The organism is Brevundimonas sp. TWP3-1-2b1, from assembly GCF_049896165.1.
GTDB classification, from domain to species: domain Bacteria; phylum Pseudomonadota; class Alphaproteobacteria; order Caulobacterales; family Caulobacteraceae; genus Brevundimonas; species Brevundimonas subvibrioides_B.
Genome location: NZ_JAFCTT010000001.1, coordinates 124,204 through 141,877, shown reverse-complemented (window position 1 = coordinate 141,877; position 17,674 = coordinate 124,204). Strand labels below are relative to the sequence as shown.

General features: G+C 68.8%; 18 protein-coding genes. 8 read left to right on the top strand and 10 right to left on the bottom strand.

The genetic code is table 11. The annotated features are described in order from the left end of the window. The first annotated feature begins 32 nt into the window (after positions 1 to 32). The 3 genes from cysQ to ACP7AB_RS00730 all read left to right on the top strand — a co-directional run bounded on the left by cysQ (position 33) and on the right by ACP7AB_RS00730 (position 3,188). A complete protein-coding gene (gene cysQ / locus ACP7AB_RS00740; protein ID WP_425987928.1) occupies positions 33 to 815 on the top strand; it encodes a 3'(2'),5'-bisphosphate nucleotidase CysQ in 783 nt (260 codons plus the stop codon). A gap of 91 nt (positions 816 to 906) precedes the next feature. Continuing rightward, complete coding sequence (locus ACP7AB_RS00735) at positions 907 to 2,046, top strand: cache domain-containing protein (protein ID WP_425987926.1); 1,140 nt, start codon at positions 907 to 909, stop codon at positions 2,044 to 2,046. Next, positions 2,043 to 3,188, top strand: coding sequence for a hypothetical protein (locus ACP7AB_RS00730; RefSeq protein ID WP_425987924.1), 1,146 nt, complete (start codon positions 2,043 to 2,045; stop codon positions 3,186 to 3,188). The genes ACP7AB_RS00735 and ACP7AB_RS00730 overlap by 4 nt, the downstream gene beginning before the upstream one ends. On the opposite strand, the gene ACP7AB_RS00725 is transcribed toward ACP7AB_RS00730, so the two are convergent. Beyond that, the gene (locus ACP7AB_RS00725) at positions 3,185 to 4,435 is read right to left on the bottom strand and encodes a hypothetical protein (protein WP_425988276.1); all 1,251 of its coding nucleotides are present in this window, start codon (positions 4,433 to 4,435) and stop codon (positions 3,185 to 3,187) included. The genes ACP7AB_RS00730 and ACP7AB_RS00725 overlap by 4 nt on opposite strands. A gap of 161 nt (positions 4,436 to 4,596) precedes the next feature. Between ACP7AB_RS00725 and ACP7AB_RS00720 the strand changes: the two genes are divergently transcribed. Then, positions 4,597 to 5,694, top strand: coding sequence for an alkene reductase (locus tag ACP7AB_RS00720; protein ID WP_425987922.1), 1,098 nt, complete (start codon positions 4,597 to 4,599; stop codon positions 5,692 to 5,694). A 4-nt stretch (positions 5,695 to 5,698) separates the two neighbouring features. On the opposite strand, the gene ACP7AB_RS00715 is transcribed toward ACP7AB_RS00720, so the two are convergent. Beyond that, entirely contained in the window at positions 5,699 to 7,132 is a 1,434-nt protein-coding gene (locus tag ACP7AB_RS00715; protein WP_425987920.1) for a PLP-dependent aminotransferase family protein, read from the bottom strand. Positions 7,133 to 7,191: 59 nt separating this feature from the next. Between ACP7AB_RS00715 and ACP7AB_RS00710 the strand changes: the two genes are divergently transcribed. Beyond that, positions 7,192 to 7,803 carry a YczE/YyaS/YitT family protein gene (locus ACP7AB_RS00710; RefSeq protein WP_425987918.1) on the top strand — a complete coding sequence of 204 codons (612 nt, stop codon included), beginning with the start codon at positions 7,192 to 7,194 and terminating at the stop codon, positions 7,801 to 7,803. On the opposite strand, the gene ACP7AB_RS00705 is transcribed toward ACP7AB_RS00710, so the two are convergent. Both ACP7AB_RS00705 and ACP7AB_RS00700 read right to left on the bottom strand, forming a co-directional pair. Further along, a complete protein-coding gene (locus ACP7AB_RS00705; protein WP_425987916.1) occupies positions 7,804 to 8,502 on the bottom strand; it encodes a hypothetical protein in 699 nt (232 codons plus the stop codon). Positions 8,503 to 8,554: 52 nt separating this feature from the next. Then, on the bottom strand, positions 8,555 to 10,186 hold the full coding sequence (locus tag ACP7AB_RS00700) for a peptide chain release factor 3 (protein ID WP_425987913.1): 1,632 nt from the start codon (positions 10,184 to 10,186) through the stop codon (positions 8,555 to 8,557). A gap of 181 nt (positions 10,187 to 10,367) precedes the next feature. Between ACP7AB_RS00700 and ACP7AB_RS00695 the strand changes: the two genes are divergently transcribed. Further along, entirely contained in the window at positions 10,368 to 10,529 is a 162-nt protein-coding gene (locus ACP7AB_RS00695) for a hypothetical protein (RefSeq protein WP_425987911.1), read from the top strand. 5 nt (positions 10,530 to 10,534) lie between these two features. Here ACP7AB_RS00695 and ACP7AB_RS00690 read toward each other — a convergent pair whose 3' ends face one another. From ACP7AB_RS00690 to ACP7AB_RS00680, 3 genes are all read right to left on the bottom strand, one after another. Further along, on the bottom strand, positions 10,535 to 12,064 hold the full coding sequence (locus ACP7AB_RS00690) for a hypothetical protein (protein ID WP_425987909.1): 1,530 nt from the start codon (positions 12,062 to 12,064) through the stop codon (positions 10,535 to 10,537). A gap of 76 nt (positions 12,065 to 12,140) precedes the next feature. Next, positions 12,141 to 12,521 (bottom strand): hypothetical protein, encoded by a 381-nt coding sequence (locus tag ACP7AB_RS00685; RefSeq protein WP_303695206.1) that lies wholly within the window; start codon positions 12,519 to 12,521, stop codon positions 12,141 to 12,143. Between the two features lie 114 nt (positions 12,522 to 12,635). Further along, positions 12,636 to 12,962, bottom strand: a complete 327-nt coding sequence (locus ACP7AB_RS00680) for a DUF1491 family protein (protein ID WP_425987907.1) — start codon at positions 12,960 to 12,962, stop codon at positions 12,636 to 12,638. Between the two features lie 55 nt (positions 12,963 to 13,017). Between ACP7AB_RS00680 and ACP7AB_RS00675 the strand changes: the two genes are divergently transcribed. After that, the gene (locus ACP7AB_RS00675) at positions 13,018 to 13,890 is read left to right on the top strand and encodes a hypothetical protein (RefSeq protein WP_425987905.1); all 873 of its coding nucleotides are present in this window, start codon (positions 13,018 to 13,020) and stop codon (positions 13,888 to 13,890) included. On the opposite strand, the gene ACP7AB_RS00670 is transcribed toward ACP7AB_RS00675, so the two are convergent. Beyond that, the gene (locus ACP7AB_RS00670) at positions 13,887 to 15,590 is read right to left on the bottom strand and encodes a sensor histidine kinase (RefSeq protein WP_425987903.1); all 1,704 of its coding nucleotides are present in this window, start codon (positions 15,588 to 15,590) and stop codon (positions 13,887 to 13,889) included. The genes ACP7AB_RS00675 and ACP7AB_RS00670 overlap by 4 nt on opposite strands. Positions 15,591 to 15,779: 189 nt before the next feature. Between ACP7AB_RS00670 and ACP7AB_RS00665 the strand changes: the two genes are divergently transcribed. Further along, positions 15,780 to 16,208, top strand: a complete 429-nt coding sequence (locus ACP7AB_RS00665; protein WP_425987902.1) for a SufE family protein — start codon at positions 15,780 to 15,782, stop codon at positions 16,206 to 16,208. Between the two features lie 86 nt (positions 16,209 to 16,294). On the opposite strand, the gene ACP7AB_RS00660 is transcribed toward ACP7AB_RS00665, so the two are convergent. Both ACP7AB_RS00660 and ACP7AB_RS00655 read right to left on the bottom strand, forming a co-directional pair. Beyond that, positions 16,295 to 17,011: a DUF6456 domain-containing protein gene (locus ACP7AB_RS00660; RefSeq protein WP_425987900.1), complete on the bottom strand. Its 717-nt coding sequence runs from the start codon at positions 17,009 to 17,011 to the stop codon at positions 16,295 to 16,297. Then, the gene (locus ACP7AB_RS00655) at positions 17,008 to 17,373 is read right to left on the bottom strand and encodes a chromosomal replication initiator DnaA (protein WP_425987898.1); all 366 of its coding nucleotides are present in this window, start codon (positions 17,371 to 17,373) and stop codon (positions 17,008 to 17,010) included. The genes ACP7AB_RS00660 and ACP7AB_RS00655 overlap by 4 nt, the downstream gene beginning before the upstream one ends. Positions 17,374 to 17,674 lie beyond the last annotated feature (301 nt).

Genomic DNA, 17,674 nt, shown 5'->3' with positions numbered 1-17,674 from the left:
GAAACCGCCCGCGATGGTCTATCCCCCGGCAAATGACCGACAGACTGTCCTCCGACCTCGCCTCCGGCGCCCTGCACGACACCCTCGCCGACATCGCGGAGGAGGCCGCCGCCGTCATCCTGCCCTACTGGCGGGCGGGCGGAGAGGTGTTCTCCAAGGCGGACGACAGCCCGGTCACTCTGGCGGACCAGAAGGCCGAGGCCCTGATCCTGTCGCGCCTCGCCGCCTTCTATCCCGAGGTCCAGGCCGTGGCCGAGGAGCAGTCGGAGGCCCAAGGCAAGCCCGAGAGCGCCGCTGATCGCTTCTGGCTGATCGATCCGCTGGACGGCACCAAGGGGTTCGTCCAGGGCAAGGAGAGCTTCACCGTCAACATCGCCCTGATCGAGGGAAACCGTCCCACTGTCGGCGTTGTCTCGGCGCCCGCGACGTCGCTGACCTGGCGGACCGCGCCCGGCGGTGGGGCCCAGATGCGGCGCTATGGCGACGCGTGGCGGACGATCCGGGTGCGCAACCGGCCGGATCAGGGCTTCGCCCTCTTGAGCCACAGCGTCACCGACGAGGAGGCGGGGCGCCTGGCCTCCCGCTACGGCTGCACCCAGTGGCAGGGGACGGATTCGTCGCTTAAATTCTGCCTGATCGCCGAGGGGCGGTTCGACGCCTATCCGCGCACCGGACCGACCTCGGAGTGGGACACGGCCGCGGGGCAGGCGGTGCTGGAGGCCGCCGGAGGGCGGGTGCTGGGCCCGGACGGCCAGCCGCTGGCCTACGGCAAACCGGGGTTTCTGAACGGGCCGTTCGTGGCGATGGGCGGGTAGGTTTTCGTCAGGGATCGACAGCCGCGCCGTCCTTGTAGAGCCGCCACGGCAAAGCTAGACAGTTCACTCAAGTTGCCGATCCGGGGGGATCATGAAATTTCGCCGTGACGCGCCCGTCGCCCTGATCACTGCTGTTGTGCTGGTGGTCGGGATCCTGACCGTGGCCTCCAACCTGCTGTTCGGGGGCATGACCACGGCGGTCGAGCGCAGCCAGGTCCAGCTGATGAGCGCCATCATCACCTTCAACCTGGACGGCGCGGCCGGCAACGCCCTGGCCCGGGCCGAGATCATCGCCGCAGAGCCCGAGGTGCGTGCGGCGCTGGCGCGTCAGGACCGGCCGGCCCTGCTGGCCGCGACATCGGGCATGTTTGCCACCCAGAAAGACAAGTACAGCGTTACCCAGGTGCAGTTCCACAGGGCGCCCGCGACCTCCTTCCTTCGCCTTCAGGCGCCCGAGCGGTTCGGCGACGACCTGTCCAGCTTCCGGCCGATCGTGGTGGCAGTGAACCGCGAGCAGACGGCCAAGAAGGGCATGGAGACCGCACGTTCCGGTCCCGCCATCTTCGGCGTCGCCCCGATCGCGGCGCCCGACGGGACTCATGTGGGCTCGGTCGAGGTCGGCATGGATTTCGGTCCGGTGCTGGACCGACTGAAGGCGGCCTATGGCCTGGACCTGACTCTGTTCCTCGACGAGGCGCCGCTGCGCCAGACGGCGACGGCGATGGATCCGACCGTGCTGGCGGAACAGAACCGCGTCGGCTCCACGATCAAATATTATTCGACCGACTGGGACCTGATGCGGACCCTTGTCACGTCGGACGACCTGCGCGTCCACGACGAGCCGTCGGACTATGTTCGGAAGGCGGCCGGCAAGCCTTACGGCGTCATCATCGTGCCGCTGCGCGGCGCGTCGGGCGAACTGCTCGGCGCCGTGGCGGTGACCCAGTCGTTCGCTCCGACGCGCGGGGCGGCGGGGCGGTCGCTGGTGCTGCAGATGCTGTTCGCCCTGTTCGCCATGATCGTGCTGGTCGGCGTGGTCCTGGTCGTGGTGCGCGGATTCCTGCTGCGTCCGCTGCGGGCCATCTCGGCGCGGTTCGCCGCCATCGGCACGGACGAGACCGTCGAGGAAGACGAGGACGACGATCACCTGGCCGTCGAGATGGCTGAGCTCGCAGCCGAGCAGAGGCGGATCGCGGCGCTGGTCGCAACCAAGCGAGGCCGGGGGTCGTGAGCGTCCGGCGTCTGATCGCGATCCTGCTGGTTCTCGGCGGGTTGCTGGTCGTCGGCCTGCTTTTGCCCGGTCTGGGCCAGACCCAGAACGCCGCCCAGCTGCCTGAGCCGCCGCTGTCCGCTCCCGCGCCTCAGGGGACGACGATCCCGCTGGGCACCGGCCTGCCGCTCGTCGTGCGTACCGGGCTTTCGTTCGTCGATGTTGAATCCATCGACGAGAACGAACAGACCTATGTCGCCACAGTCGATCTGCGCCTGCGCTGGACCGATCTGCGGCTGCGCTATGCGGCGTCAGAGGCGGCCGTCGGCTATCGCGAATGGCGCGGCGAGCCGGCCGTCGAGCAACTGGCGACGATGTGGACGCCTGACGTCAATATCGCCAATCTGGTCGGCGATGCGGACGCCGACAGCCGCTCGTTACGCATCTTCCCGGACGGTCGTGTCGAACTGCTGCGGCGGGTGACCGCGACGTTCAAGGTGCCGCTGGACGTAACGCGTTTCCCCTTCGACCATCAGGCGTTGAGCATCGAACTGGTGTCGCGCGGCGAGCCGGTGGACCGCGTCGCCCTGGATTATCGCCAGGAGGATCTGGAGTTCAGCCGCGCACGCGCCGGTCTGGCGCTGGACGGCTGGGATATTGGACGGGTCAGCCTGACGCGGGATCCGATCGCCGGCTGGTATGGCGAAACCTATGCCCGGCTGCGCGCCTCGCTGGACGTCGGGCGGGTTGCCGGATCGACGGTGGCGGGGCTGTTCATCCCGCTGCTGGCTTCGCTGCTGATCCCGCTGCTGGCGACCTGGCTGAACTCGGTCAAGGACGGCGAATTCCAGACCGAGGCGTTCGAGCTGACCAATATCGTCATCGGCGGCCTGTTCGCGGTCATCGCCCTGAACTTCACGGTGAACACCGACCGCGCCAGCCTGGCCAACGGTCAGAACACGGTCGCCCTGCTGTTCGGGCTGAACTACATCACCCTGGCGCTGGCTCTGGCGATCAACATCGCCCTGTTCCGCTTCAATGTCGCGCGCAGCCTGGCCGGACGCCATGTCCAGCACGAAGTCTTCCTCTACATCACCTGGGCCATGCCGCTGACTGTAGCGGCGACGGCGGCGGCGATCGTGCTGATCGCGGCGGTCAGCTAGGCCCGGACGGGCAAGCTCATCATCAGGCCGCTGGCGCGGTCGGCGATGACCGGAACCCCGTGGTCGCGGGCGGCCTCGGCCGCCTCTGCGAGGACGAAGGCGGCCTGATCCGGGTCGGAGCCCATCAGCTCGCTGCGGGCGATCATCAGTCGGGCCATGGCGATCTGGTCGACGGCCCAGTCGATGACCGAGGGGGCGCCGGTGCGGTCGGCGAGGCGGCGACGGACGCGCGTCTCGATCTTCGTGAGTTCGGTGAGGTCGCCGGCGGTCGCGGCCGTCTCGATCTCGCGCGCGACCAGCAGGTCGAGGGCGAGGGCGCCGAGGATCGTGCCGTGGCCGGTCGTCAGGGCGACGGACTGGCGGATCGGTTCGATGGGGGCGACCGGGTCGATGGAACGCGCGATCTGGATGGCGACCCAGTCCAGGGGGCTGTGATCGACGAAGAACTGGTCGGCGGCGGCGTCGAACATCTCATGCCCGGTCTGCATTGCGGCTTCGTCGTCAGCCATGGCGGCGAGGGCGGACAGGCCGGCGGCGCACAAGGCGAGCGCCCGGGCGCGGGTCAGGGGGCGGGTGTCCGGCGAGGAGGTTTCCACCAGGGCGGTCAGGTCGCGTCCCGCCTGGTCCAGCAGGCGGGCGTCGCGCTGGATGATGCCGCCTTCCAGCGCCAGCGCCGCGCTGTCGAGGCGCAGGTCGTCGGCCTCGAGCGGATTGTGCTTGGTGAGGGCGTGCAGGGCCGCGTCCATCAGGGCGGCGGCGTCCTGACGGTCGACGGTCTTTTCGCTCAAACGGGCCTGACGCGCGCGGATCCGGGCATGGACCCCGGCGCAGGAGGCCAGGGTCGGCAGGCGTTTCGAGGTCGCTTCGCGGGCCCACTCCGCCGCCTGGACGATGGCGTTGCGGTCTCCGAACAGGTCGAATTTCGTGATCTGGGCCTGGGCGCCGGACAACAGGGCGCGGGCGCGTTCGTCCTCGGTGCGGGCGGCCTTCAGCGCGTCCTCGGCGGTCGATAGAGCTCGGGCGATGCTGTCGGGGGAGCCGCTGCGACGGGCATGCTCTCGCCACAGGATCGAGGCGCGATGCCAGGTCTGCGACGGCCGCGAACAGGAGACGCGGCCACCGTCGGTGGTCAACGCCTTCGCCTCGCGCGCCAGCAGGTCGATGCCGATCAGCTCCAGCCAGCCCAGGTCGTCGCTTTCGCGCGCCTGAACGAAGAGACGTCTCAGATCCTTGCCGAACTCGAACATGGCCACGTCACTACTCTCCGGTCGTCCCGCATCGGGACCGTCTCAGGCGTTCATTCCCTTGTCTAGCAAACCCGACGCCGCGACCGGGTTCCATGCCCGCCCTGTTGCGCCGCACAGTTGGGGCGCCTACCTCTTCGCGACCGCAACACCAGGTGTTTCACATGACGACCCTCTTCGACCCCATCGACCTCGGCGCGATCCATCTGAAGAACCGGATCGTCATGGCCCCCCTGACCCGCAGCCGGGCGATCGAGGGCGAGGTTCCGAACCCGCTGGCGGTCGAATACTACGCCCAGCGCGCCTCGGTCGGCCTGATCATCTCCGAAGCCACCCAGATCAGCCAGTCGGGTCAGGGTTATCCCAACACGCCCGGCATCTTTACCGAGGTGCAGGTCGCGGGCTGGAAGTCGATCACCGAGGCGGTGCATGCCAAGGGCGGCAAGATCGTCGCCCAGCTGTGGCACGTGGGTCGGGTGTCGATCCCCGACTATCAGCCCGACGGCGGCCAGGCCGTCGCGCCGTCAGCCATCGCCGCAGCCGGCAATGCGATGAAGCGCGACTTCTCGATGACGCCATTTGAGACGCCTCGTGCGCTGACGGCCGACGAAATCCAGGGCATCGTCGGCGACTATGTCCACGCCGCCGGGATGGCCAAGAAGGCCGGCTTCGACGGGGTCGAGGTTCACGGCGCCAACGGCTATCTGATCGACCAATTCCTCAAGGACGGCTCGAACCAGCGCGACGACAGCTATGGCGGCTCGGTGGAGAACCGCTCGCGCTTCCTGCTCGAAGTGGTCGGTGCCGTAGTCGCCGTCTGGGGCGCGGACCGGGTCGGAGTGCGGCTGTCGCCGTCCAACGGATCGAACGGAACACGGGATTCCAGCCCGGAGACGATCTTCGTCCACGCGGCCGGCGCCCTGAAACCCTTCGGTCTGGCCTATCTGCACATCATCGAGGGCGAGCCCGGCACGGCCATGGCCGGCTGGGAAGGCGCGCCGAAGCTGGCGGCGAAGATGCGCGAAGCCTTCGGCGGTCCGGTGATGCTGAACGGGGGCCTGACCCGCGAACTGGCCGAGAAGGCCATCGCTGAGGGTCGCGCCGACCTGATCAGCTCGGGCGTGCCGGTCCTGTCCAATCCCGACCTGGTCGAACGCTGGAAGCGGAACGCGCCTCTCAACGCTCCCGACAAGGCCACCTTCTACGGCGGCGGGGCCAAGGGCTACACCGACTATCCGTTCCTGGAGACGGCGGAGGCGTAGGCCTTCAGAACACGTCCGGCTCCGGCGTCTTCGCGCGCCTGGCCGGGCGGTCGCCGATGCGGCTCCAGGCGTCCGCCAAGGTATCGATCGCTGCTTCTAGCTCCGGCACCGGCAGGCAGTAGGGCAGGCGGACGAAGCGCTGGAAAGCGCCGTCGACGCCGAAGCGGGCGCCGGACGCGATAATGACCCCGGACTTTTGAGCCTCGACAACGAGCGCCCCGACGACGGGGCGGGGCAGGGCGACCCACAGAGAGAGGCCGCCTGTAGGCCGGGTCGTCTCCCAGTCCGGTAGAACATGCTGAAGGCGGGCATGCAGCGCCGCTTCTCGCGCGGCCAGGGCGGCGCGACGTTCCACGACGGGCGTCTGATCCCCGGCCAGCAGGTGGGCGGCGGCGAGTTGCTCGATCACCGCTGCGCCCAGATCGAGCGAAGCCCGCGCCCGGACGGCGGCGTCGGCGACCTCGGTTTCCGCCCGCATCCATCCGATGCGAAGGCCACCCCACCAGGTCTTGCTCATCGACCCGACGCGGACGACGTGCGGGCCGGGCGCGGCAGGGGCCGGGGGCGGCTGGTCAAACCAGAGCTCGCGCTGGGTGTCGTCCATGACCATGAGGGCGCCAACGCGGGCGACCGCGCGGGCCACCACGGCCTCGTCGTCGGCGGCCATGACGTGGCCGGTCGGGTTCTGGTGCGCGCCCAACAGGTAAACGAGTCGGGGCCGGACCCGCTCGATGGTGGCGACCAGTCCGTCGATGTCCCAGCCGGCGGGGGTCAGGGCCACGGGCACGGGCCGCATGCCGGCGCGCACGATGGCCTCGATGGCGTGGGGGTAGGTCGGGTGGTCGATCACCACCGCGTCGCCCGGTCGCCCGAAGGCGCGCAGCAGGATGGCGAGACCGTTCTGGGCACCCGCTGTGACAACGATCTGATCGGGCGTCGTCGGCAGGCCCGCGCGGTCATAGGTCTCGGCCGCCGCGCGCCTGAGCGGCAGCAGGCCGATGGGGTCGTAGCCATGTCCCGGCAGGTGGGCAGGCAACGAGTCCAGAGCCCGGGCATAGGCGACATGGACATGCGCCCCGGCGGGAAGGACCGCCGTCGCCATGTTCACCACTTCGGGTCCCGGGGCGACGTGGAACAGGCCCTCCAATCGTTCGGCGCGACGGAAGGGCAGGGCGGTGTAGGTCCCGGCGCCGACGCGACTGGTCAGGAAGCCGTCGGCGCGCAGCCGGTCCATGGCCGCGCTGACGGTGATGCGGCTGACTCCGAGGGCCTCGGCGAGGCGGCGTTCGCCGGGAAGGCGGGCGTCGAGCGCCAAACGTCCGTCCAGCACCAGACCTTTCAGCGCATCAGCAAGGCTGCGATAGGCGACGTCCTCCGCGCCGGACGCGCGCCAGTCGCCGAGGTGGCGGGACAGGCTGATGAGATTGACGACGGACATGAGGCCACCGTCGCCAAAGTGGCTATGGATTACAAGGCCGGTTGTTCTAGCGTAGCCGCATGTTCATCCGTCGCGCCATCCAGCTCCAGATCGGCCTCCTTTTGTACGGCGTGTCGCTGGCCCTCATGGTCCGCGCCGACCTCGGTCTTAACCCGTGGAGCGTCTTCCATCAGGGTCTATCGGAGATGACGGGGCTCAGCCTGGGTCTGGTCGTCAATATCGTCGGCGCCCTGGTGCTGCTGATCTGGATCCCGTTGAGGCAGAAGCCGGGAGTGGGGACGATCTGCAATGTGCTGGTCATCGGCACGGCGGCGGATGTGAGCCTGCATTTCCTGCCGGAGATCCACGGGCTGGGGCTGCAGATCGGATTCCTGATCGGGGCCATCCTGCTGAATGGCGTGGCGACGGGGGCCTATATCGGCGCGGGACTGGGACCGGGGCCGCGCGACGGCCTGACCACCGGCGGCGTGCGACTGACGGGCTGGGAAGTCCGCTGGGTGCGGATGGCGATCGAGGGGCTGGTGCTCAGCATGGGCTGGATGCTGGGCGGCACGATCGGGGTCGGCACGGTGGCCTACGCCCTGTCGAACGGGCCGCTGCTGCAGATCTTCCTGCCGATGTTCGAGATCCGACTTGATAGAGCGCCCGTCTCCGCCCCTACTCGGCACTGATCAGGAACCGAACCGGGCGTTCTCCGGCACGTCTTCCAGACGGCAGAAGTTCCACAGGTCGTCCTCGGCGCTGTCGACATCGTCGCCCAGCCGGGCTGTGCGCTTGATGACGTCCGTGCCGATAACCTCATAGGTGACGTTGTAGGCGCCCGCGTCGCCGCCGCGTTCGGTCCTGCAACGCTGGGCCTCGCCCCAGCTGTTCGGCCCGGTCTGGAGGAACTGGCCCGGCTCGCAGCCGCCGAAGTCGATGGTGAAGGCGTTCGGGGTCACGAAGGCCAGGTCGCCCTCGCCGGGCCAGACCTGGTCGCAGTCCTTGTCGCCCCGGACGTAATAGCCGAGCGTCATGGGGATAGGCTCCGGCTCGGTCTGGCCGGGGGCCAGGGTGACGCCAGCGGGGCGTTCGGCGACTTCAGGGGTCTGGTCCCGTGTGGAACCCAGCAGGTCTTCCAGAGTGCGGTCGCTGGATGGCGTGGTCGCCGGCCGCGTGGGTTGGGGAGGTGCGGGTTGCGGGCGTTCGGCGACCGTCAGCGGCGGCTGGGCGTTGGGACGGGGTGACAGGGTCGATTGCGCCGGTGCAGTGTTCAGTGACCGGGTGGTCGCCGAGCCTTGGCTTTGCTGAGCCGATGCGGCGCTCGCAATCAGCAGGGCGCTGCCCGCCAGGGCGAGGGTCGTTCGGCAGGTCTTCGCTCGTTCGATCATGTCGTCCTGTCGATCATGCCTGAACGACAAAACGATGGCGGGCGACAGAGGTTCAGCCGCGTTCCTTCGTCTTGGTGAACGCCACCTTGGGGAACCGCTCCATCACATAGCCGGTTTCCCAGCTCGACTTGGCCAGGAAGACCGGGGCCTGGTCGATGTCGCGGGCCATCTGGCCGCGGTATTTGCCCATGAAGTCCTCGACGTCGGCGGGCGTGCCGTCGATCCAGCGCGCCTCGGCATAGGGGCTGTGTTCGAAGATGACTTCGAGGCCGTATTCCTCGCCCAGCCGGTCGGCCATGACTTCGAACTGCAACTGGCCCACGGCGCCGACGATGAAGTCCGCGCCGATCTCGGGGCGGAACAGCTGGGTGACGCCTTCCTCGGCCAGGCCGTCGAGCGCCTTCTTCAGGTGTTTGGCCTTGAGCGGATCCTTGACCCGGACGCGCTGCAGGATTTCGGGCGCGAAATTGGGCAGGCCGGCGAAGCGGATCAGGCCGCTCTCCGACAGGCTGTCGCCCACGCGCAGCACGCCGTGGTTGGGGATGCCGATCACGTCGCCGGCGAAGGCGTCGTCGGCCAGTTCGCGGTCGGAGGCGAAGAACATGATGGGGGCGTTCACCGACAGCTGTTTGCCGGTGTTCTGGACTTTCAGCTTCATGCCGCGCTTGAAGCTGCCCGAGGCCATGCGGAACATGGCGATGCGGTCCCGGTGGTTGGGGTCCATATTGGCCTGGACCTTGAAGACGAAGCCGGTGACCTCGGCATTGCCCGGCTCTACCGTCAGTTCCACGGAGGCGGGGGCGTTGCGGGTCTCTGGCGGGGCTTCCTTGCGCGCCGGCATGGTCTTGGGCGGCGGCGCCCAGTCGCCGATGGTGGCCAGCAGTTCGTCGATGCCGAAGTGGCGCAGCGCCGAACCCCACAGCACGGGCGTCATATGGCCTTCGAGGAAGGCCTTGCGGTCGAACGCCGGGTAGCCGCCCTCGACCAGTTCTTTGGCGTCCATCAGGGCCTGATGCTCGCCCGCCTCGAAATACTCACCGGCGTCGGCCAGCGGCAGGGCGTCCGGATGCGGCACCTCATCCTTCGAGCCAGCCGGCTTCTTGGCGTAGGGCTGGAACCGGCCGGTTCCCATCTCGACCATGCCGCGCAGGCGGTTGCCGCTCTCGGCCGGCCACCAGATCGGGGAGGGATCGAGCTGCAGGCGCGAGGCGATCTCGTCCAGCAGGGCCATCGGGTCCTGGGCCTCGCGGTCCAGCTTGTTGATGAAGGTGATGATCGGGATGTCGCGCAGGCGGCAGACCTCGAACAGCTTCAGCGTCTGCGGCTCGATGCCCTTGGCGGCGTCCAGCACCATGATGGCGCAGTCGGCGGCGGTCAGGGTGCGGTAGGTGTCTTCCGAGAAGTCCTCGTGCCCGGGCGTGTCGAGCAGGTTGAACATCTTGCCGTCGTGCTCGAACGTCATGACCGAGGCGGAGACGGAGATGCCGCGCTCCTTCTCGATCTTCATCCAGTCGGACTGGGTCCGACGGTTCTCGCCGCGTGCCCGCACCGCGCCGGCCGCCCGGATGGCGCCGCCAGACAGCAGGATATGCTCCGTCAGCGTCGTCTTGCCGGCGTCGGGGTGCGCGATGATGGCGAAGGTCCGCCTGCGGGCGGCCTCCTGATCGAGGGTCAGTTTCGACATGGGGGCGGGAGGTAGCGCGCGACGGCGCCAAAGTCACGCGGGCGGGCGCCTTCGCCGGCTCTCGAAGATGTGTCGATAATGCAGGCTAATTCCCCTCGCCAATCAGGGACTTTGGAGTCATCGTTCGAATGCGAGACGTTCCGGACATGAGCCGGACGCCGCCGGGAAGAAGGAAACGGCCATGGCTCTGCTGGATTCAGCCCACCGCGTTTCGACCGTCCGGGCGCCGTCCAAGCGGTTCACGGAACGCGAGTTTCATCCTGCGATCTGCCTCCTCGCGGGCTTCGGCGTCATCATCGGCGCGGCGGGCTTCGTGCATGTGGTGTTCAGCGTCCTGATGTAGGGACGTCAGTCGGCCGGTTCGGTCTCCTCGACCGCAGGCGGCGCCTCCGTCGATAGCGGCTCCAGACCGGCGCGCTCCCGTGCCTGCGCCAGAAGATCGCGCACCGAGGTCAGGTCGCCGCCGTCGTGCGGGTTGTTCGCCAGCGGCGACAGGACCTGAACCGCCTCGAGATACTTTTCCCTGGCCATCAAAACCTGAGCAGCCCGCATCGCCGTTGAACCCAGTTGGGGCGCCAGGCGATAGGCGGACTCCGCGATCGTGAGGTCGTTGTCGCTCGGGTAGCCGGGCGCGCCCTGGCGGTTCCGCGACATGGCCATGTAGATCCTGAAGTCGAACGGATCGGCCTCGTAGGCGGCGCCCAGACGACGGAGGGCCTGACGCATCAGGGCCGTGCGCGCGGCGGCGTCCTCGGTATCGTCGGCGACGTCCATCTCCGCGCTGGCCATCAGCCACAGCGCCTCCGCATCAGCAGGGTCCGCGGCGATCACCGGTTCCAGTGTCCTGATCGCCTCGGCGGGCAGTTCGGCCTTGATGAGATATTTGGCCAGGGTCACCGTCGGCAGCCGCTCGCCCGGATGCCGCGCGGCCATCGCATGAACTCGCTGGAGCAAGGCGTCCTTGTCATCGCCGAGCGGGCGCATTGATCGCAGGTCGAGCCAGATCGCGTCCTCCGTGCTCGCCGGCAGGGCGGTCACGGTCACCTCCGCCACCGGGAAGGCCTGGGTCAGCGTGTAGACCGTCACGCCGCGCCCCAGATAGGAACGCAAGCTGGTCGTCAGTTGCTCTGGGGTCTGACCCGTCTGTTCCTCGAAGGCGGCGACGGACTCCTCGCCTCGTCCGACGGCGGCCAGATAGGCGCTGAACTGGCGTTTCCGTTCCGGCGTGCCGAGCATGTAGTGGGTCAGCAGCCAGGCTTGGGCGTAGTAGGCGGAACCTTGCCGGGAGCCCAGATTGGGCCGCGCGCTCAGTACGGTGCGCATCGGGATCCAGCCGTTCGTCTGGGCCAGGGAATTCAGTCGCCCCTCGCTCCACAGACCGTACCGCATGCGCCCCATCCGCAGGTCCGAGGGCGCCAGGTATTCGGCGAAGCCTTCCACGAACCAGGCCGGGTAGGCCTCGTTGTGGTACTGGAACATGTAGTGGTGCGCGTATTCGTGGAACAGGATCGTGTCGCTGTTCTCATTGCTCAGATCGACGACCGCATAGATCCGGCCGTCGTTGCGGCTGTAGAAGCCGCCGACGGTCGTCGGCACGCCGGGCCAGACCTGCCGCATCGTCGCGTTGTTGGCCGCCAGATAGATCCACAGCTTCGGCGCCTCGAGCTCGTCGGTCTCGGGCGGCCGGAACATTTCCAGCATCTCGTGGAAGCGTTCGACCTTGCGGGCGTATTCGGTGATGTCGCCCCGGCTGACCTCGCCCTGGATGACGAAATGCTCGGTCTCGGCGCGCAGGAAGTCGGCGCGGGCCGGCGCGGCGGCGCAAAGGATGAGGCCCAGGGCGAGCGAAAGACCTCGCAAGGCGACCGAGATACGCATGGCTGAACTCCCTGAGAGGGTTCAACCTAGCGGGGCGTGTGTCCGATAGACAAGCGTAGGCGTTGCCGGTCTGGCCTCAGGCGGCCATGCGACCCCAGACGGCGCGGTCGGCGGCGACCGCGTCCAGCTTTCCCTTGCCGCCGCGAGCGTGAAGCTGGCGCATCACGTTGTCCGGCAGGGCGCAGAACAGGGGTTCGACAAGCGCAGGGTCGCAGTCGGTCTCCGGCGCCGCGAACAGGGCGGCGTTCACGTCCGGCGAGCGGTCGTGGATCAGCCAGGCCAGACGCCGCGCCCGTTCCGGATCGTTGCGGTGCAGCAGCGGGTCCTCGGCGAACAACTCGCAACCGAGTTCCATCAGATAGTCAAAGCCCAGTTTCTCGAACCGGCGCGCGTCGGCCGACGTGACCGGGGAGGCCTCGTTCAGGTCGAACACCACGTCGTTCATGAGAAACAGCATATTGGGCACTCGCCTGACGCCGACGTTTCTCGCCGACACCCTGACCCTAGACCCGAGTGGTTTTCGGTTCCGTTCCCGAACGTCGTTAAGGATTTGCGACCAGCGGCGGGCGGCTCAGTCCTGGACCTTCTCGACGATGAAGTGCCGGCCATGCCTGTCCTCGATCTCGACGACCCAGAGGTCGGGGTCATATGCGCGCTGGCGTTCGATATAGGCGTCCAGCTCGCTCTCGGTCCCGGTCACCGGCTGGATCCACAGGCGTTCGCCTTCGCTCCCGAACGCCTCGCTATAGAGATGCGCCGTCCGCTCCGACGTATTGTAGGCCTTCACGATCACAGTGCCGGCGCGCATGTCGCCCTTGCGCACGACGGTGGCGTTGGCCCCCTCGATCTGGGCGCGGCGGATCAGGGCGCCGACCCACAGGTCTGAGTTCAGAAGCAAATCGGTAACCCTGCTCGGAAACGGGACCGGAACGACGTGGCGCTACGGTGAGCTCATGAGGATAGGCCTTTCAACCCGCATCGCCAGAGCCATCACCGCCGCCGTGATGATGGCGGGGATACCCGTGGCCGCCTTCGCCGACGGCACAGGGACGTTCTACGACCGGACCTTCGTCCTGGCCGCGCATGAGAAGTGCCACCTGTTCCGCGCGCCCGTCGCCGGAGCCCTGTCGGCCGCCGCCCTGCAGTCGCGCGGCGCGGCCCTGCGCGCCGGCACGACCGAGGCAACGCTTCTCGCCACCGCCCAGCGGGCCCAATCGCGAGCCCGCTCGGTATCCTGCTCCAATCCCGAACTTGCCATGGTGCGCGACCGGGTCGCCGACGCCTTCGCCGGCTGGCAGCGTGTCCCGCGCAGGGACTACAACGGCGACCGCGCCACCTGGACCGCCGACCGCGTCCGGCGAGAGACCGCGACATGGCGGCTGGTGCAGACCTCGGTGACCGGCGCCTCGCCTGTGCGGTTCGGCCTTGGCGCCTCGGCTGAGGGCCAAGAGACCTTGTCCGCCGTCGTCTCCTTCGTCGGACGCCCGCGTCCCTATGCGGCGCGGATGGTGATGCGCGACCCGGCCCTGGCCGCGCGTCCGTGGCTGACCGCCGCCGGCCGCGCCGTCCTGCCGCCCGAGAGCGCGCGCCAGGAAGTCTGGTCCGCCGGAACCGCCCCGGCCGCGGCGACGCTGCTGGCCACGGGCAAGACCCAGGGCGAGACCTGGACCTTCCCCGCCGCTGCCGGCGACCGCCTGTCCCGCCTCGACCCGCGCGAGCCCTTCCTGATCGAGTTCCTGTTCCGCGACGGCAGCGTGGCGACGGCCACCTTCGAGGCCGGGGACTTCGCGGCGGCGCGAGCGTTCGTGGCGCTGGGGACGGTCTAGGCGCCTGCGTTGAACGGGATGACCTCCGCCCCGCCTTCCGGCGCCTCCGGGCGGACAGCCACCGCGACCGGCAGCCGCACCGTGACCGCCGTGCCTTCGCCCAGGGTCGAGTCCAGGCTCATCCGGCCGCCGTGGAGTTCGGCCAGGGATCGGACCAGCGACAGGCCGAGGCCGGTGCCCTGCACCTTCTGCTCGACGGCGCCGGCCTGTTCGAACGGACGACCCAGCCGCTTCAAATCCTTGGCGGCGATGCCGACGCCGGTGTCGGAGACGACCAGCTCCAGATAGGGGCCGATGACCTCGAGCGTCAGGGTCACCGATCCGCCCGCCGGAGTGAATTTGATAGCATTGGACAACAGGTTCAGCGTGATCTGCTTCAGCGCGCGGCGGTCGGCTTCGACGGCCAGGGGTTCGTCCGGGACCAGACTGGACAGACCCACACCCTTGTCCGTCGCGGTGACCCGCACGAGGGCGACGGCCGCCGAGACCACTTCGCGCGCGTCGAAGGACTCGCGCGAGAGCTCGTAGCGCTCGGCCTCGATCTTGGACACGTCCAGCACGTCGTTGATCAGGTCCAGCAGGTGACCGCCGGCCTCATGGATGCTGTCGGCGTAGTCGGCGTATTTCTGGGGCAGGGGACCGAAGAGGCGCTGGCGCATGATGTCGGAGAAGCCAAGCACGGCGTTCAGCGGCGTCCTCAGCTCATGGGACATATTGGCGAGGAAGCGGGTCTTGCCGGTGTCGCGAGCCTCGGCCTCCGCGCGGGCGGCTTCCAGACCGATCTCGGTGGCGAACTGGCGGGTGGCGTCGAAGGCCTGGGCGATCACGCGCGCGCCGCCGTCGCCGTCGTCCATGCGGCGGATGATCAGATTGACGCGGCGGTCCAATGCGATGCGAGGGGCGAACTGGGCCTGACCCTCCTGTCCTGCCAGGGCGCGGTCGATGGCGGTGAGGATCGCGGGGCGGTCGGGGGCGTGGACCGCCGCGAACAGACCGGACTGGAACAGGGTCCGAGGCTCCAGCGCGGGCGGGGCCGAGCCGTAGGCGGCCAGCACCCGGCCCGACGGCTCCAGCACCAGGGTCAGGCCGGGCTGGGCGGCCAACAGGGTCTCGACACGCAGGGTCATCGCCTCGGCGGCGTTCAGCCTGTTCTCGCGTAGACGCCAGGCCAGCGTCACGGCCAGGACGGCGGCGACCGTGGCGAGGACGACGGAGATCGAGGCCGGCAGCGGCCGGCCTCCCGGCGGCCCGATCAGCAGGGCCGACAGCTGGCCGCCGAGGGCCGCGACGCCCGCGCCGATCGCGCCGGCCTGTGCCAGCCGCACGCCGTGGCGGGGTCCGCCCAGCGCCAGGGCCGCGACGAACGGCATGATCACATAGCCCACCAGCGGCCCGGCCGGCCCGCCCGACAGCATGGCTGCGGCGAGGGCCGCCAGGGTCCAGACAACCAGCAGCAGCGACCGCTCGCCCGTGCCATCTCGCCACAGCAGAGCCAGTCCCGCCAGTCCGGGCACGACCATGGCCGTCGCGCCGAAAATCGCTGAGCCGCCGAACCAGCTCAGGCTCGCGCCCGCCGCGGCGGACAGCGCGGCGCCCACGGCCCAGGCCGCGTGCCAGGCCGTCAGGGCGGACAGGCCCTCGCCCACCGCGCGCGCGGGCGGTGGAGAGACGTCCGGGTCAGGGTTGGAGACAGGGTTCAAACAGGTGTCCGGGCGGCCTTGGCGAGGAGCCGGTCAGGGGAGCGCGCCGACCGCGTAGACTAGCGTCGCAGCCGAGTCGTCTAAAGCCCGCACCCGCAGGAGGCGACTCCGTCAGTAGGGGGCGAGGCTCGCAACTGGGGATGGACGGGCAGGTTGTCGTTAACCGGCGCGCGGCCTATCTGGCGACCCATGACCGAACCCGCCGACAGCATCGACGCGACCCTGGACGAACTGGCCGAGGACTTCGAGGTGCTGGAGGACTGGGAACAGCGCATCGCCTACGTCATCGACCTGGGCAAGGACTTGGCCCCGCTGCCGGACACCGACCGGACCGAGGCCAACAAGGTGCCGGGCTGTGCGGCGCAGGTCTGGCTGGCGTCGGGGCGAGACGGCGACCGGCTGACGTTCCACGCCGACTCGGACAGCGCCATTTCCAAGGGCAATGTCGCCCTGTTGCTGAAACTCTATTCGGGCCGTCCTGCGACCCAGATTCTGGCCTTCGACGCCAGGGCGGCGCTGGACCGGCTGGGCCTGCCCCAGGCCCTGACCCGACAGAGGGCGAACGGCCTCAATGCCATGGTGGGGCGGATCCGGCAGGAGGCCATGGCGGCCGGGTAAGCTCCCGCAGGCACTCCGGGCGGTCGGCGCAGAGGCGTAGTGACACGATACAGGGTGACCAAAGGCGTCTCTTTCCGATCATCGGGTCACCCGATCCGGTAGTGGTCCGCGAGCCTTCGCAGTCCTGCCTTGACAACCGTCTTCCCCTCACGTCGGCGAAGGCCTGCCTCCCGTTCGGCGAGTTGCAGGCTGCCCTGGCGGATGCAGACCTGTTCGATGATCGCGTGCGTTCGCGGATCCAGTGATGCGAGCGCCCGCGCCAGCCGCCGACCGGCGGCGATGGCCCGGTCGCCGGGTTCGACGCGGGCCGACGAGCCGCTGCCGCCCGTGCGCGGGAGGGCGTCCCAGCGCATGGTCAGGGAGGGGCCGGACCGGGCGAGTTCGTCGTCCAGCCTGAGGCGTTCACCCGCGGCGATCTCGGCCGGGGTCAGCCAGGGGCGGCCCGCGGCATCCTTGCGACGGGCCAGCCAGACGATGGGGCTTTCCCCCAGGTTGGCGCGACGGAGGGTGAGGCGGCCGTCGGGATCCATGATCGGCCGCTCGCCCTCGATCCGGCCGGGCGCGCCCGGAGGCGGCGTCGAGGATACTGTCGGGGCCGGCCGCCCGATCCAGCCGCCGCCGGCGCGCGCCTTCAGGCCGGGGGTCTCGATCAAGTGCCGGAAGGTGGTTTCATTGAGCGTCATCGTCGCACGCGCTCGCCGGTCGCCGCCGACGCGCAGGGCATAGGTTCCGTCGGGCCCCGCGACGTCGATCCAGCCACCGCGCGCCAGAAGGCCTCGCGCCCGCGCCGTCGGGCCGCTCACGCCACCTCCGGCAGATCGGTGACCGGCGGCGTCTCGCACAGGGTCTGGATGGTCTCGGCCAGCTGATCCAGCAAGTCGTTCAGATGCGGCGCGTCGCGCGCCTGCTCGATCCGGGTGCAGGCCGTCCCGACCGTCTGGCGGTTGATCCCGAAGGCATGACCAACCCGTTCCAGCGGCCAGCCGAGCGCCACATGGGCCAGGTACAGAGACACCCGCCGCGTCCGGAGAGCCGACTGTGTCAGCCGGGACTTGCGTTGCAGGGTTTCCATCGGCGTGCCAAGCCGCAGGGCCACGATCTGCTGAACCAGGTCGGCCCGGTCGCGATCCTCCGACGACACGATGATCCGATAGGGTGTGTTCAAGACGTCTCTCCCGATCCCGATGCGCGCGACGTCCCATTCTGGGGCCGTAAAACGGGATGGTAGGAACATTATCCTGTTCGACGTCAGAAGCGGTCGTATCTCCAGTCGTGGCGGCGCGCGCATGGACAGGACCAAGGCGAATCCAGCCTGCCGAACACCGGCCTTTGAAATAATTCGAATCGTTGACTCGTGACTCTCGACGCCGATTCGCAAATCAGCCTAGATTCGCCTTCATGGGGTGCCGTTAACGGTTCTTAAGGTTTTGACCGGTTAACTCCAGAACAAGGTTACCCGGAGCTGC